Genomic DNA, 14,305 nt, shown 5'->3' with positions numbered 1-14,305 from the left:
ATATTATTAATATTGTCTTTCGTCGCCGTAGCCTCACAAGACTTAACGAAACACGCGGTCCCTGGCCTTCCGGACCACCTCGAGCTTCTTCTTGGCGATCTCACGGGGTAGCTTCCGGAGACCGCAGTCGGGGTCCACGAACTCGATACGGTCTCCCATCGCCTCCCGCGCCTTCTCCAGCAGTCCTACCACCTCGTCCAAACTCTCGACGCGGTCGGTATCGGAGCGCACCACTCCGACGCCGATCGGGCTATCTCCTTCGGCGACGACCTCGAGGTTCTCCGGGTGACCGGCGAACTCGTGGTCGAACACGTCGGCGTCGATGTTCTCCTCCAGATCGAGGTACACCTCGGTGACGTCTCCGCAGACGTGTAGGACCCTGGTACCGCCCTTGAACGCCTTCAGGACGGTGTTCACGTATCGAGCCACCTTCTTAACGGAGGTCACACCGGCCGACAGTATCGGCTCGTCCACCTGCAGTACGCTCGCCCCTTCGCGCCGGAGTAGCCGGGCCTCCGCCGACAGGGCTCGCGCCACGTCCTTCAAGAGGCTGGAATGGTCGTTGGAGGGGTAAAGATCCGTGCGCACCTCGAGGGAATAACACAGCGTGACCGGGCCGGTGAGGATCGCCTTGACTTCGACCTCCCCCGCGACCCGAGTAGCCTCGCGGTAATCGAGCACTAGGGGCGAGAACCTGGGGGGCTCCACCCGACCTATCACCGCGGGGCCGTCCTCGACGGTCATCCCGGGGATGTGAGAGGCGAAGATCTCGATCATGTCCCCCCGAACCTGGCCGTCGGAGACCAGCTCCACACCCGCCTCCGTCTGGTCGCGGACGGCCTCATGTATGGCGGGAGCGTAGGCGGACCTCCTCCTGAGTTTCTCGAGGAGGCGATCCTTGAGCGTGGGCTCGTGACCGACCGGGTGACTGCCCACGACCGTCACCACAGGCCTCACGATACCACCTCCGGATCCTGTTCCGCCGGACATAAGGTGCAGAACGACCCCGGCTGATCCTCACGTCGCTCCTTGATCGGGCAGTAGTAACAGTCGTCCGTCCGACGGACCTTCCCTACTCCGGGGAACTCCGTACCGGGCGGGTGAACCGGCTCACCGCGTAGGAAGATGGCGTAGGCGGCCGAGAGGGACTCGTACAGGAGGAGTAGTGGGGAGTCGTAGTCCGGGTCCTCGGCGTACTCGCGTACGATCTCCAAGAACCTATCGTAACCCTCGATGGGGTCCTCCGGGTATTCCTCGGGGTCCAGTCGCCGCATCTGGTTGATCCTCGCGGTCAGTGCGAAGAACAGGGAACGTAGGATCTTCTCACGGTAGCTCCTGGGGTGGACGAACCGGGCCTGCCGCCACGCGTCCCTGCGGAGCAAGGCTAGGACCCTGGGATCGGCACGGCGGGCGACCTCGCGGCATAAGTAGGCGAGGTCTCGACACGTTTCCACCGACTCCAGGCTCTCGAGTACTTCCTGGAAGCCGGAGGGCGGTACGTCAGGAACCCTCCTGTTGGTGTTTGATCCTGAGACCGAGGATACAACCCCCGCCACGGTTCCCTCCCAGCGGGTTCTCCGGGGTCCCGAGGCAGTTCATGCATCGGGCCATCGTAGCGGCGCCTCGGGCGAGTCCGTCGTCGACGAAGACGAGGTCTTCCTCCGGGTCCCAGTAGTCTCCGAACTCTTCCGCGATCATCCGACAGATCAGCTCCGGCTTCTTGCCCGTCGTGCCGGCACGTCCGGTGATCCCGATCGCGGTGTTCTCGTCGATCAGATCCAGGTCGAGGGCCGTCTCGATCAGACGTTTGGCGATCAGCGTCGCGGTCCAGTCCAGGACTCCGAAGAGTAGCTCGTAACCTCCCTCTTCGTACGCCTCACGGCCGATCTCGGTGAGTCGGGATAGATCACTGCCGTTCTCACCGACGTCGCAGCCGAGGAGCTTGAGACCCGCCTTCTTCGCGGCCTTGGGATTCACCGGAACCGTACCGAAGCGCTCTCGGTTAGCGGGTATCTCACGGATGTCGATGTACTCGTGCGCCTCCTCCGCCAGCTCGCGGGCCTTCTCCCCTACGTCGGGCTCGACGTCGGAGGGTAGGTCCAAGGCGCAGCCGATCTCCTCGTCGATCTCCCCGCATCCCCTGGCGATCGCGTCCATGATCGCACCGGCGAGACCGCAAAGGTTCCCGATCGTATCCGCGTAGGGGAGCTCGTCGTTGGTGATCCTGCCCGCGAGGGTGGTCCCGTAGTCTATGGCCATGCAGGGGTTACGGAAGTCCACCTTCGTGGACTTGGCGCCGACCTTGATGCCGGCCATCACCAGCTCTCCTTCCATCTCGTTGGCCACGACCTCCTTCCCGGCCGGCGGCTTCACGCCGGTGACGGCACCGTCGAAATACACCTTGTCGATGAGGGAGTGCTCCCTGAAGGGCTCCGGGATCTGCTCTTTGCTCATAGCCGCCGTCATCCTATTGGGAGGCACTCCGGCCTTCAGGCATCCGTCCGCGAGCGCCTTGATCATCTCGCCGACTTCTTCCGGGGACGCGAACCCGGCGGTCACACCGGTGGAGCGCACGACGAAGTGGACGTCGTCGATCTTGATGTTGGCGTTCTTGACGGCCGACTTGAGCGTGTCCGCCACCATCTCGGCCACGGAATCCCGCGTGAGCTCGACACCCCACACGGTCTTTCCGAACACCTCCTCTCCGGACCGCGGTGGGCGCACGTCCCTGGTCATTCGTACCTCCTTGTGAATAAGGTACGTGACGCCTTCCTTCAGGTCGGTAGCTGTGAGGATGCATTTAGTGGTCGTGTTACCCAGCTCGACGGAGGCCACGATGTAGTAGTCCCGGCTGACGGCTAGGGGGCCCGTGACCCGCTCGCTCTCCGCGATTTGAGGCTTCGGTCCGCGACGGAAGAGCTTGGAGAATAATCCCATAGGTTAGCCCGTGCGGGTCCCGAGATCCGGGGAGGTTATCCTTTTCGGTCGGGTCCGTGGTGTGCCTCCGAGACGGTCTCCTCACACAGTCCTCGGATCACCGCATCGAGGGCTCTCAGCACCTCGGCGTTCGTGGCGCCGAACAGGTCGTTCTCCGCCTCGGGACGCTCGGTCAGCTCCTCCAGATCCAGCCCAGCCGACTCCGCGATCAGCTCTCGGAGTCGGTTCCTACAGAGAGCGAACAGGAACTCCGAGAGACGCTCCGGGTCGTACGCGGGTTCGCCGATCACGTGTAAGCCCTTTTCGATGAAGGCCCCCGAGCGGACCTCCCATTCCTCGAAGAGCCGCCGGTCCTCGCGATCCGGGTCGCGCAGCGCCTCTTCGAGCCGCTCCTCGAGCTCCTCTAGGCCGGCCTCGGTAGTCCCCATCGGGGGCGGGCAGTGATCCACTAGCGTCGAGTACCCGCGGCGTTTGGCCTGGACTCCCTCCGAGGGATTGCTCACGATGTACCAGTACACTACCGGCAGGTCGCCCAAGCACACCTCGGGCCAACACTCTCGGGACAGTCCCACGGACTTCCCCGGCAACCACTCGAGGGTCCCGTGGGTGCCGGCGTGGAGTAACACGTCGGCCCGGAACTCGTCCCTGATCCACCGGTAGAACGCGTAGTAATGGTGCGTCGGCGGGCAGTGTGGATCGTGAAGGATCTTGCAGACGTCCCCGTTGCACTCGGTACCGGCGCAGCCGCGCTTCGGCTGAACGGTCAGGAACACGTTCCCCGTTCGGATCCCGGCGATGACTAGGTGGTCGTCGAGCACCATGGAGTCGCCCGGAGGTTCACCCCAGGTCTCGACCATACGCTCCTGGAGCTCCTCCGGGAGCTCCTCGAACCACTCGAGGTACCTATCGAGGGGAACGAGGTCCACGGCCCCACCGGACGCGACGATATCCTCCACGCGCGTGCGCTTGAACTCGTCGAAGGCCTTCCTCCGGAAGAACTCGCGCTCCAGCTCCCGACCGTCCCTGGGTACCCAGTCGAGCCGGTACCCCTCCTCGGCCATGTGCTGCAGCAGTCGAGCGAGACTCTCGAACGTGTCCAGTCCCATAGCAGCACCGATCCTCGCCTCCCCTCCGGAGCATATCCCGTTGTTGAGCACCACGGCGACGCGACGCTCGGCGGGGTCCTTGCGCCTGAGTCGAGCCCACCGGATGGCACGTCGTGCGGCGAGCCGGCACCGCTCGGGTAAGGGCTCGAACTCTCCACGATCGCGCTTGGTCCCGACCAGCACCGGATCGATCCTACCCTGGAGCTCCGCCAGGGATATTCCGTACGCCACGTCGGCCGGTGAGAGCCCTCCCTCGGACTCCCGCCACCCGTCCCGGTCGGTGTACCACGACACCACGGCGTTCAGGACGGGTACACCGAGCTTCTCGAACGACTCGAACCCGCGCTCATTCTCGAGGTTTTCCTTCCCGCCCTTCTCCAGGTACTCCGCGGCCCGCTCGACGACGCTCGACGGGGCAGTGTTCAGATGCTGTATCCCGGTGGAACCGTCGAGGGGCACGGCGACGACCTCGGCGTCGTGATCCGTCGGAAGGTTCACGTTCGTTACCTTCAGTAGCACGATGAGGTCGTACCGATTCGGGTCGATCGGATCGTCCTGGTAAGCTACGTCGATTTTCAGCTCGGAGAACCGCTCCGCGACGTCTCGGGCGGCTTTCAACATCGTGCCGGAGCATACGCACAGGACTCGCAACGGTGATCCCCGAACACTTATTCTGTATTACCTTGAATCGCTTTCGTGCTACCAACGCCCGGGGTGCCGAGGTTGGAGCTCGAAGAGGAGCTCCGGAAACACGTCCCCGACGAGGCGAAGGAGTTCGTGCGGAGTGTGTTGAGTCGGTTACTCGCGTGCGAACGGGAGATCGACCGTACGCTGGAGGCCCTGGACGGATGCTACGTCGAGCCTGGACCGGCCGGTAACCCGACCCGTGGGGACGTCGACGTCCTTCCCACGGGGAAGAACTTCTACTCCGTAGACCCGCGGAAGGTCCCGACCCGCAGGGCATGGAAGGTCGGGAAGAAGTTGGCCGAGAACACCATCGAGAGGTACCTGGAGGAGCACGGACGCTACCCGGAGTCCGTCGGTATCGTGCTGTGGGCGTCGGACGTGATGCGAACCGGCGGAGAGGTTCTATCCCAGGTGATGTGGCTCCTGGGCGTGAGACCCGAGTGGGACGAATCCGGTATCGTGAGCGGCTTCGAGGTAGTGCCGTTGGAGGAGCTGGAACGGCCCCGGATCGACGTGGTGGTGAGGATAAGCGGAATGTTTCGTGATGCGTTCCCGAACCTGGTGAAGTTCCTCGACGAGGTATTCGAGGCCGTGAGGGAGTTGGACGAACCGGAAGGGTGGAACTTCGTCAGGAAGCACGCCCTCGACCATCGCATCTTCGGGGATCCACCGGGAGCGTACGGGGCCGGGGTGAACTACGCCGTACACGCCTCCGCATGGGACGACAGATCCGATCTCGCGGACGTGTACGTGCGGTGGGGTGGGTACGCCTACGGCAGTGACGTGTACGGTGAGGAGGCCTTCTCCGAGTTCCGACGGGCGCTCTCGACCGTGAGGGCCGTCTCCGTCAACCAGTCCTCGCACGAGTGGGATGTGCTGAGCTGCTGCTGCCATTTCGCGTTCCACGGGGGGATGGTGGCGGCCGCCGAGCACCACTCGGGCGAGCGTGTGGAGTGCTACCACCACGACACGACGGACCCGCATAGGGTGATCACGAGACCCATCGAGGAGGAGCTGGTGCGGCTCGTGGAGCAGAAGCTGGCGAACGACGAGTGGATCGAGGCCATGCTGGAGCACGGGGCCAAGGGCGTGGGCGAGTGGCTTAAGCGCGTGGAAAATCTGTTCGGCTGGGATGCGACCACGGGTCGCGTCCCGAGCGAGTGTTACGAGAAAATCGAGGATGTTCTGGAGCGGTACGGTCCGAGGTTCTCGGACGAGAATCCGTACGCGGTCGAGTACGCCCGGGAGAGACTGTTGGAAGCGAAAAAAACGGGGTCTGTGGCGTTAGCGGACGATGTTGGCCGGGTGCTCCTCCACCTGCGGCTCGACGCCGACGTCCTCGTTGGCCTCGACGATCAGCGCGTCGACCATGGCGACGACCGGCCAGATCGCCGGCGCGTTCTCGATCGGACCGAACAGCAGGTAGTCGCAGCACAGCGTCGCCGCCACTACGTTGGAGCCCCAGTCGGAGGACTCGTGGGCTAGCTCGGCCCACTCTTCCTTGCCTTCCTCCTTGAGCTTCTTCATGAAGTCACGTAGCCAGTCCCAAGCGGACGGCACGTTGTGGGGCGCACCGCCCACCGGCAGGCCCAGCTTGGCCTTCACCGCGAGCGTCACCTTGTAAGCGGTACCCGCACCGGAGCCGAACGGCGTGTAGGCTGTGTCGATCAGCGGGTTCTCGATGCCACACTCGTCGGAGATCTCCAGCATGCCCTTCTCGGATACTCCCTCCTCGCCCTCGGTGAGGATTTTCATACGGCCCTCGACGGAAGCGTCCATCGGGTTGAAGGCCAGGACGATCGCCGAGTTGCAGTCGGACTCCTTGATGGCCTGGATCTCCTCGTCCTCGACGGAGGCGTTGATCGAGTTGTAGACCACCCGCTCGGCGAGGCCGACCTCCTGAGCGTGCTTTACCGCCGCGACCTTGACCTCGGCTTCGGTGGAGTCCACGATGATGGGTGCGTCGGTAACGTCGGCTACCCAGTCGAGGTAGCGGATGATGGCCTCTTCTGACTCACCCATGATGTGGGCCATCATCGGGTTACCGGTCTCGTCGGCGAGTTCCTCCTCCATCTTGATGAGCTCCTCGGCGGCCTCCTCGTCGAAGATCCCCTTGTCCTCGTCCTTCACGATCTTGTGTCCGGCATAGAAGATGGTACCGGCTAGCACGGTCGGGTACTCACCGGGCTGGCCACCGACCTTCACACCGCAGATGTCGCACACCTTCTGCTCCTTACCCGGGTAGTAGAACAACGGTCCAACACCCCCAAGGTTGTCACCTGAACGCTACTCCCAGCAGGATGTAAAGCATACACAGGTACAGCCCGATCACCAGACCGTAAAGGATCCCTATGTCTCGACCGATCCTCTTGCCGAAGCGCTGGTAAACTTCACCCCACACGAAGTCCAGGCGACGCTCGATTTCGTCCAAGCGTGAGTGGATTTCACGGATGTCGTCTTCCGGAGCGACCATCTTGGGAACGGACTCCTCTTCCGCCAACGTGACTGCCCCCTCAGACGCCACCCAGGACGACCATTGGCAGGAACAGGAAGATCATACCTGAGATGATCCCTATCAGCAATCCCATCGTGCGTCCTGAGAGGTAGCCCGCCATGTATCTCTGCATGGCGCCGATGCTCTTAACTCCGACTCGCACGTCGTTAATGCGGTACTCCACGGTCACGGTCTCCGCGGACACCGGCATTCCGGCGACTTCCGCGAGTTCCTCCTCTTCTTCCTCCTCGAGGGAGATGGTCATCGGACCTTCCTCGTACGCTCCGGGGTCCTTCTCCACGCACTCCTCGATCGCCTTGACGATCTCGTCGACGTCCTCGACGTCGATGAGGTCGACGAGCTCCACGATCTGGTCCCGGTAGCGCTCAACGGCCTCTTCCGGGATGTTCTCCAGGTACGGGATGGCGCCCTCCGCCCCGATGATCTCTCCGGAGTCCGGATCGACACCGTTCTCGTACATGGCCTTGAAGCACTGACCCGTGAGGTGACCGGTTACCTCCGCACCGCAGAGCACGCCGAACCTGATGTTCGGGTTGGCGATGACGTTGGCTATGACCTTCTCGATTCCGATGTTCTCGGTCTTACAGGGGCCGGCGATGGCTACCTTGTCCTCACCGGCGGCCTTCAGGATGTCCTCCTCGATGTGGGATCCGAGCGTGACCACGTGGACGGGAGCCTCGGGATCACCTACGACGTAGTCTCCCTCGACCACGGGCCAGCCCTCGGCCGGTTCGGCTTTCTCGGGCACCTCAAGCACCCCCTACGAAGGGATTAGAGGCCGAGAAGGCGCAGGGCGTGGAGCTTGTACACGGCCGCGAGGGTGAAGGCTACGAGCGCCACTATCATCGTACCTATGACGAAACCGTGGGCGAAGTTGGTCAGGAAGCCGGCCGTCTCGTGTACGCCCTCACGACCGGGCAGCGTACCCCAGGTCGTAGTGGACGGGTCCATGGCGCGCATCATGTCGTTCACGTACTGCTCGAGCTCCTCGACCTTCTCGTACAGCGGCATGACGTCCAGCGTCACCACGTCCTCGCTCCACTCCGCCACGGCTCCGGTCACGGCGTCCATCGCGATCTGGCTCTCCGGGTCGATGAGCACGATCGCCAAGGTCGTTCACCCCTTACTCACCCTTGGGCACGATTCCAGTCCACACTACGTCCGCGGCGTCGCGCTTCGTCAGCTCCCAGAACTTCCAGAAGGTGATCAGCCAAGCGGCCGCACCGGCCAGTAGTACCACCGGGTTGGCCGTCGCTAGTCCCGCCACGACCGTGCAGAGCGAGCCGCACTCCGCGCCCAGCCACAGCGTCCGCTCCTGCGTCTCACTGGGTCCGAGGCACGCGTTGAACGGGTGCAGCAGCGAGATCGCGCAGATCGCCCAGAGGACGGCGATGAGACCCGTCGCGATCACCTTGGAGTACACCGCGGACCACGTGAAGTCGCCGGCGACGGCTGCCATGAGACAGATCAGCGCCAGCGTTCCGGACGCCACGATCTCGGTGCTGCAGCGCTCCATCACCGGGATCTTCATCTTGATCACGCGGCGGTCCAGGACGCCGAGCAGCGCCCCGACGACGGCGCCGATGACTGTTCCGATGATGGCCGCCGCCCATGCGGGCACGGTGTTACCGGACAGCGCCGCCGCCAGGATCGCGGCGACGGATCCGCCACCGAGTCCCATGAAACCGATGGAAGGCACTCCGGTACCCAGTCCGTAGCCCGCGACCCTCCTAACCGCGTCGGCACCCCAGACCACTACCGGAATCACTGCCAACGCCGGGATCAACGGGTGAACCCAGGCGAAAGCGGTACCGAGTATTCCGCAGATCAGGCCGGCCGTCATCAGTTTCAAGGGCGAGATCGCTACGGCGACCTCTACCTCTTCCTCCTCGCCACCCGGTGCTACGGCGGAGATCAGGAGTGTACGCAGGATCAAGGTTCCTCACACTCCCCCGTTACATGAGGGTCGAGAGGTAATACGCGATCACGGACGCTACTATACCGAATACTAGGGAGCATACTACCGCCTTCGGTAGCCTCGTGAACTTCGGATCGTGGTAACCCTCGATCGTACCTCCGATGTTGTACGACGCCAGCACCGCGTTCGCGTAGAAGAAGCCCATGGCCAGTATCCCGGCCAGCGCCGCGCTCATTCCGAGCACCTTGTAGAGCGCGTAGTACACCATCGCACCGCCGGAACCTCCGAGCAGTCCTCCGAGGATCCCGCTCACGAAGCTGACCGTCGGGATTCCGTGACCCTCCGTACCGGGCGTGACGTACGCCTCCTGGTCCCAGCCGGTGATCGGGTCCTTGTCGACCTTAGCGGAGCACGGTGGACAACCGACACCGTAGACGTAGATGAAGTTACCCACCAGCATGGTGATGGCCATCATTGTAGCGGCTCCGAGGGCACCGTTCCACAGGATCACGAGGAACGGCTTCTGGCTCATGGCCGCCGCCGTGATAAGTCCGGTCAGTCCGGATCCCGCCGCCAGCTGGGTGGTACCTGTACCCACTCCCGTCGCCGTCGCCATCGCGGCCGGAGCGCCTCCCACCGGCACGTAGTGTACACCGACGTTCACCATGATACTACCGAGCGTGATCAGTACCAGCACCGCGATCAGCTTGTCCACGGACGTCCAGAAGTGTCCGAAGGTCGCCAGGATCGTCGCCACGGCGATCAGGGACAGGGCGATCCCGAACCCTCGGGCGTTCAGCTTGGCGGACTCACCCAACGCGGGGTCCCCCTTACACCGGATCACAGATCTCGTCCATCTCGACGTCCTCGTAGGTACCGTAGCTCTCGCGGGCCTTCTTCTCCACACGGTTACTCACGATCAGGCACCCGAGCGTGACCAGGCCCATGGCGATCACGGCGCCCCACTGCCCGAACAGGCCGGCCCAGGTGCTGAAGAACACCACCAGACCGAAACACAGGCCCGTGAGCGGGTTACCGAACTTGGCGCAGAAGTAGACGCTGTCCATCGAGTTCCGGATTCCGGTCTCGGCCTTCCGCGTGATGTTACCGTGAGCGGCTACCGGAACACCGCCGCCGAACGGGTAGTGCTGGTACAGACGCTCAGCACCGTAGTGCACGTCTCCCGTCGAGGATCCGATCGCGCCGACCGTTACGCCCCATAGTGCGGCCAGCAATGGCAGCGGGAACGGGTGCTTCAGGAGCGCCCACTGGATGTAGGCCAGCGATACTATCGCGAAGGTCGCGATCCCTCCGAAGCCCGCGATCGGCCCGAGGTGTGAGAGTACGACGTCCAGGTAGATCGGGTGTCCGAACTCGGCCGCGCTCGCCATTCTACCCAGGTGGGCCGTGGTCGCGAACACCATGTGAATTAGTGCGTTCACACCGACGCCTACCGCCGCGGCGGCGAGGAACGGAAGCCCGAACTTGGTCATCATCACCCAGGTTACCGTACCGGCGATCGCTCCGTACAGCATGTAGGAAACTGGCTCTCCCGAGATCGCCTTGTTGAAGTACCTGTGGAAGTTCATCATTTGCGGCGCCAGCTGGACCTGCGAGTTCGGGTTGGACTGGGATCCTACGTCCGACTCGGCGTCCTCGAACGCTCCGGCTATGGTGGCCAGCGCGCCCATCGCGGCCGCTAAACCGATCTCGGTGAACCCTACCAAGGGCGTACCCCCTAAACTCGAGTTGAGAGCTACGAAAGTGAACTCACGTTAAGGGTGTTGAAACGATTTCGCGGAAGTTCCCGAACTTCGGTTTAAAAGTGTTGTGAAATAAGGCGGGGCGTGGAGGCGTTACTCCGCGGGCACGATGAGGTCTCGCTCGCCCGCGGGCTCGAACTCTCGCAACGCGCCCTTTGCGAACTCCTTCCTCGGCTCCGTGAAGTCGAAGACCAGGTTCTCGTCGGCGAACGCCACCTTGATCACCGGGTGCACACAGAACGCGTCGCCTCGCGCCGCGTGCGCCGCCTGCACGATACCCGCGTACTCGCCCAGGTGACCCACGTTCATCGCGTAGTTCGGGTAGTTCGGACCACGCAGCTCGAGCGGCAGTCCCTCGTCGCTCCTCACGCTCAGCGAGTTGGCCGCACCACACTGGTCCTGTAGGGCGTACCCGTAGAATCCTAGACGACCGTGACCCTCCTTGTGCAGGATCTGCGACAGGTACCAACCGTTGAGTCCTGCCTGCGCGTGACCGGTCGCGAAGGCGGTACTGCAGCCCGCGGCGGCCGCACAGACGGCGGCTCGCTGTGAACCTCCGAAGTGCGTCTCCATGGCGGCCGGGTACCGCTCGTACTGCTCCAGACCGTACAGGGTGACCTCGGTCGCGACGTCCTTCACCACGTCCATGCTCGGCTCGGCCTCGGCGATTCCGTACTTGTCCTCGACGTACTCGAGACCGTAGTACACGTAGTCGTCCAGGATGTTATCAGTGTACACGGCCGTCGCGTACTGCGTGAAACCGACACCTCCTGACATGTAGGATCCTAGCCAGATCTGGTCGTAGAGCATCGCTCCGGCGGCGATCACCTCCAGCGCGACCTTGGCCGGGTCGTCCGGGTACTTCCTCATCGTCTGCACGCAGTCTGCCAGTACGCCGAACGGGACGCCACCGGGCTCGTTCTCACCTCGGGCTCGCCGCGCCGGCAGCATCTCACCCATGTTGATTACCTCGGCGTGCTTGCTCGCGAACGCGAAGTCCGACACGGCCGCCTCTCCGGCCGCGATCTTGTACGCGCAGATGAACGACATCGCGATCTGCATCGCGGCCCATCGGTACATGGTCGCTCCGTCACAGACGTGGCCCACGATCGTCGGCATGCGGCAGACCTGGTACGTCCTGTTGCCGATCGCCTTGATCAGCTGCTCGGCCTGCTCCTCCGGGAACAGCTTCTCGATGTCGATCAGGAACTTGTCGTCGATCTCGTCGGCGAGCTCGAGGTCACCGGTAATGATCTTGGCGTAACAGTCCCAGGTCAGACCCGGGTGGATCTCCACCATGTGCTCCTGGACGACCGCACCACCCGGTAGCGCGTGGTTCAGGGTCTCCATGTACTCGTTGATGGTCTCCGGGGTGACCTCCTTACCCAGTCGGCGCTCCAGCACGCGGTGGGCGGTGTCCATTCCGACGATGACGGTGCGGCGGATGTCGTCCCACATCTGCTGCATCGCGGCGTTGTTCACGAAGTGCAGGTCGTCACCCTCGACGAACACGTCCGTACCGGAGACCTGGTAGGACATGAGCTTACGCTGGCCGAGTGGAACACCGATGTCCGGGTTGTAGTGCGGGACTCCACGCTCCTCGACGATCTTGTCAGCCCACTCCTTGAACTCCTTCTTACGCTCGGACTGCTTCCAACCACCGAAGATGTAGAACTTGGTGTACTTCTCCTCGGGGCTCTCCTCGAACTTCTCCTTGAGCGCCTTCATGAAGAGCTTCTCCTCAGCCGAGGACATCGTGATCCTCTCCCCCATGGGGCGATAGGTCGAGAGCGTTATAAGCGTTTCCAAAATACTCCGAGATTGTTTCGTATGAGCATGTGTGAGGGGGAGTTACTTACCCTCAGCCTCTTCGGGCCGGTAACCGGCTAGGGTACGTAGCTCGTGGATCCGCTGGACGACTTGTAGGAGTTCTTCGTCTTCCCTGTACGGGGTACCGTCGATGCGGTAGATCGTCGTGCGCTCCTTCAGGTCGTCCTCGTCGGCCGGCGCACCTACGGGGATCGGCTCGTCGAGCTCGATACCGACCTGGTCCTTGACGTACTCAACCTCGCCCGTCTCCTCGTTCAGGCGGTAACGACGCAGAGCGTCGAACATGAGGCCGTTCTCGTCCAGTCGGAGGGCGTGTCCGTGCACGGTCGCTCCTCGGACACCGGACCTAGCCGGGTCGAAGATCTCGGTCTCGAGGAGCTCCTTGGCGATCTTCTCGAGGTCGCGCTCACGGACCTCGATAATCTGTCGACCGGACAGGGATCCGGTGTCGACCCCGCGGTATCGCCACATGTACATACGGGCGCGGATGTACGGATGGATCGGCGCGAAGTACACGGAGTCCGTGAACTGGATGTAGCGGATTCGGTCGCCGGCCTTGGCGCCCTCCGTCGGCTCGACGAGCTCGCGGATCGGACACTCGGGCTCTTCCATCTCCTCCAGCGGCGGGTGCACGCTCGGGTACTCCTCACCTGGCTCGCGGTGACCCATCAGCCGGACGATGTCTTCGTCTGGGATCTCACGGAGCTTCTTCAGCTCGTAATTCGGGTTCATGTACTTGCGACGGTTCTCGGCCACGTCGGTCTCACCTGGGTAGAACTGAGCCTTTTCGGCCATCTCCTCCTTCAGACCCATAAGGTCAGCCCCCTGAAGTGTGAGGGGCGGGTCATTTTAAAGGGATTTCGACCGAAGCCGGATTACCCACGAACGGTGCTCAGAAGAGGACGCAGTAACACGATAACCGTGAGAAGTAATAGATCACCGAGACCTCCGACGGGCGTAACGTAAGGCGCGTCTGACCTTGCGGACGATTTCGTTGATCTTGTCCGAGGGGACGGTCTCTCCGCGGATCACACCGGTGACGATCTCGACTACCTCTCCTACCGTTTCGGGCTCCGGTGGTTCCACGATGCGGGTACGGCAACCTACCTCGGCGAAATCCTCGAAGTCCACGGGGGTCTGACACACTATAACCGCAGGGACGTCGCAGTGTTTGAGGATAAGCCGGGCCTTCCACACGATGTGCTGTTTGACGTTACCGAGGTGGATCACGGCGACCTCGTGCCGGTTGATGCGCTCGATCTCCTCGGGCTCTATCCCCATCGTGGCTCCCGTCTGAACGGGGGCTTCGGCCGGGACGCCGGATCCGGCGTTGAGTACCAGGACGCTCGTGTGGATCCCGGCCTCTCGGAGGGCGTAGGTGATCTCGCACACGGGTTTGGTGATATGGCGGGAACCGGGCGACATCGCGACGGCGACGACCTCGGTAATCTCGGTCTCGGCGATGGTGCCCCGTTGCGCCAGACTACCGCCTTTACCCATCCCCATGGCGGCTCGGCAGTCGACGGCGTAGGTCTCGCGGCCCACTCGC

The 14,305-nt window shown here is 63.1% G+C and carries 14 protein-coding genes and 1 pseudogene; 1 reads left to right on the top strand and 14 read right to left on the bottom strand.

The features are described from left to right. Nucleotides 1–42 precede the first annotated feature (42 nt). The 4 genes from MK_RS03560 to MK_RS03545 are packed head-to-tail and all read right to left on the bottom strand — an operon-like array spanning nt 43 to nt 4,694. Nucleotides 43–957, bottom strand: a complete 915-nt coding sequence (locus MK_RS03560) for a methionine synthase (RefSeq protein WP_011019037.1) — start codon at nt 955–957, stop codon at nt 43–45. Next, nucleotides 954–1,556, bottom strand: coding sequence for a DUF2115 domain-containing protein (locus MK_RS03555; protein ID WP_148679570.1), 603 nt, complete (start codon nt 1,554–1,556; stop codon nt 954–956). Before MK_RS03555 ends, MK_RS03560 begins: the two co-directional genes overlap by 4 nt. Beyond that, nucleotides 1,501–2,937, bottom strand: coding sequence for a methanogenesis marker 14 protein (locus MK_RS03550; protein WP_011019035.1), 1,437 nt, complete (start codon nt 2,935–2,937; stop codon nt 1,501–1,503). The genes MK_RS03555 and MK_RS03550 overlap by 56 nt, the downstream gene beginning before the upstream one ends. Nucleotides 2,938–2,972: 35 nt before the next feature. Beyond that, nucleotides 2,973–4,694 (bottom strand): cobaltochelatase subunit CobN, encoded by a 1,722-nt coding sequence (locus MK_RS03545; protein WP_011019034.1) that lies wholly within the window; start codon nt 4,692–4,694, stop codon nt 2,973–2,975. A 45-nt stretch (nt 4,695–4,739) separates the two neighbouring features. Between MK_RS03545 and MK_RS09270 the strand changes: the two are divergent. Further along, a pseudogene (locus tag MK_RS09270) lies at nt 4,740–5,993 on the top strand (cobaltochelatase subunit CobN); the annotation flags it as partial. 21 nt (nt 5,994–6,014) lie between these two features. On the opposite strand, the gene mtrH reads toward MK_RS09270, so the two are convergent. The 10 genes from mtrH to mcrC form a co-directional block, all read right to left on the bottom strand. Next, nucleotides 6,015–6,983, bottom strand: coding sequence for a tetrahydromethanopterin S-methyltransferase subunit H (gene mtrH / locus MK_RS03535; protein ID WP_011019032.1), 969 nt, complete (start codon nt 6,981–6,983; stop codon nt 6,015–6,017). Nucleotides 6,984–7,005: 22 nt separating this feature from the next. Next, nucleotides 7,006–7,230, bottom strand: coding sequence for a tetrahydromethanopterin S-methyltransferase subunit MtrG (mtrG, locus tag MK_RS03530; RefSeq protein WP_011019031.1), 225 nt, complete (start codon nt 7,228–7,230; stop codon nt 7,006–7,008). 13 nt (nt 7,231–7,243) lie between these two features. Then, a complete protein-coding gene (gene mtrA / locus MK_RS03525) occupies nt 7,244–7,993 on the bottom strand; it encodes a tetrahydromethanopterin S-methyltransferase subunit A (RefSeq protein WP_148679568.1) in 750 nt (249 codons plus the stop codon). 23 nt (nt 7,994–8,016) lie between these two features. Further along, nucleotides 8,017–8,346: a tetrahydromethanopterin S-methyltransferase subunit B gene (locus MK_RS03520; protein WP_226988716.1), complete on the bottom strand. Its 330-nt coding sequence runs from the start codon at nt 8,344–8,346 to the stop codon at nt 8,017–8,019. Between the two features lie 22 nt (nt 8,347–8,368). Next, complete coding sequence (mtrC, locus tag MK_RS03515; RefSeq protein WP_011019028.1) at nt 8,369–9,181, bottom strand: tetrahydromethanopterin S-methyltransferase subunit MtrC; 813 nt, start codon at nt 9,179–9,181, stop codon at nt 8,369–8,371. Nucleotides 9,182–9,200: 19 nt separating this feature from the next. Further along, nucleotides 9,201–9,878, bottom strand: coding sequence for a tetrahydromethanopterin S-methyltransferase subunit D (gene mtrD, locus MK_RS03510; RefSeq protein WP_011019027.1), 678 nt, complete (start codon nt 9,876–9,878; stop codon nt 9,201–9,203). Nucleotides 9,879–9,993: 115 nt separating this feature from the next. Then, on the bottom strand, nt 9,994–10,890 hold the full coding sequence (gene mtrE / locus MK_RS03505) for a tetrahydromethanopterin S-methyltransferase subunit E (protein ID WP_011019026.1): 897 nt from the start codon (nt 10,888–10,890) through the stop codon (nt 9,994–9,996). Between the two features lie 129 nt (nt 10,891–11,019). Continuing rightward, nucleotides 11,020–12,681, bottom strand: a complete 1,662-nt coding sequence (mcrA, locus tag MK_RS03500; RefSeq protein WP_011019025.1) for a coenzyme-B sulfoethylthiotransferase subunit alpha — start codon at nt 12,679–12,681, stop codon at nt 11,020–11,022. A 96-nt stretch (nt 12,682–12,777) separates the two neighbouring features. Beyond that, complete coding sequence (gene mcrG / locus MK_RS03495; RefSeq protein WP_011019024.1) at nt 12,778–13,551, bottom strand: coenzyme-B sulfoethylthiotransferase subunit gamma; 774 nt, start codon at nt 13,549–13,551, stop codon at nt 12,778–12,780. 141 nt (nt 13,552–13,692) lie between these two features. Further along, on the bottom strand, nt 13,693–14,301 hold the full coding sequence (gene mcrC / locus MK_RS03490) for a methyl-coenzyme M reductase I operon protein C (RefSeq protein ID WP_011019023.1): 609 nt from the start codon (nt 14,299–14,301) through the stop codon (nt 13,693–13,695). Nucleotides 14,302–14,305: the final 4 nt, after the last annotated feature.

This window comes from Methanopyrus kandleri AV19, from assembly GCF_000007185.1.
GTDB classification, from domain to species: Archaea; JAADCQ01; Methanopyri; order Methanopyrales; family Methanopyraceae; genus Methanopyrus; species Methanopyrus kandleri.
Note: the sequence above shows the minus strand (reverse complement) of the source record. Positions and strands in the feature narration are given on the sequence as shown.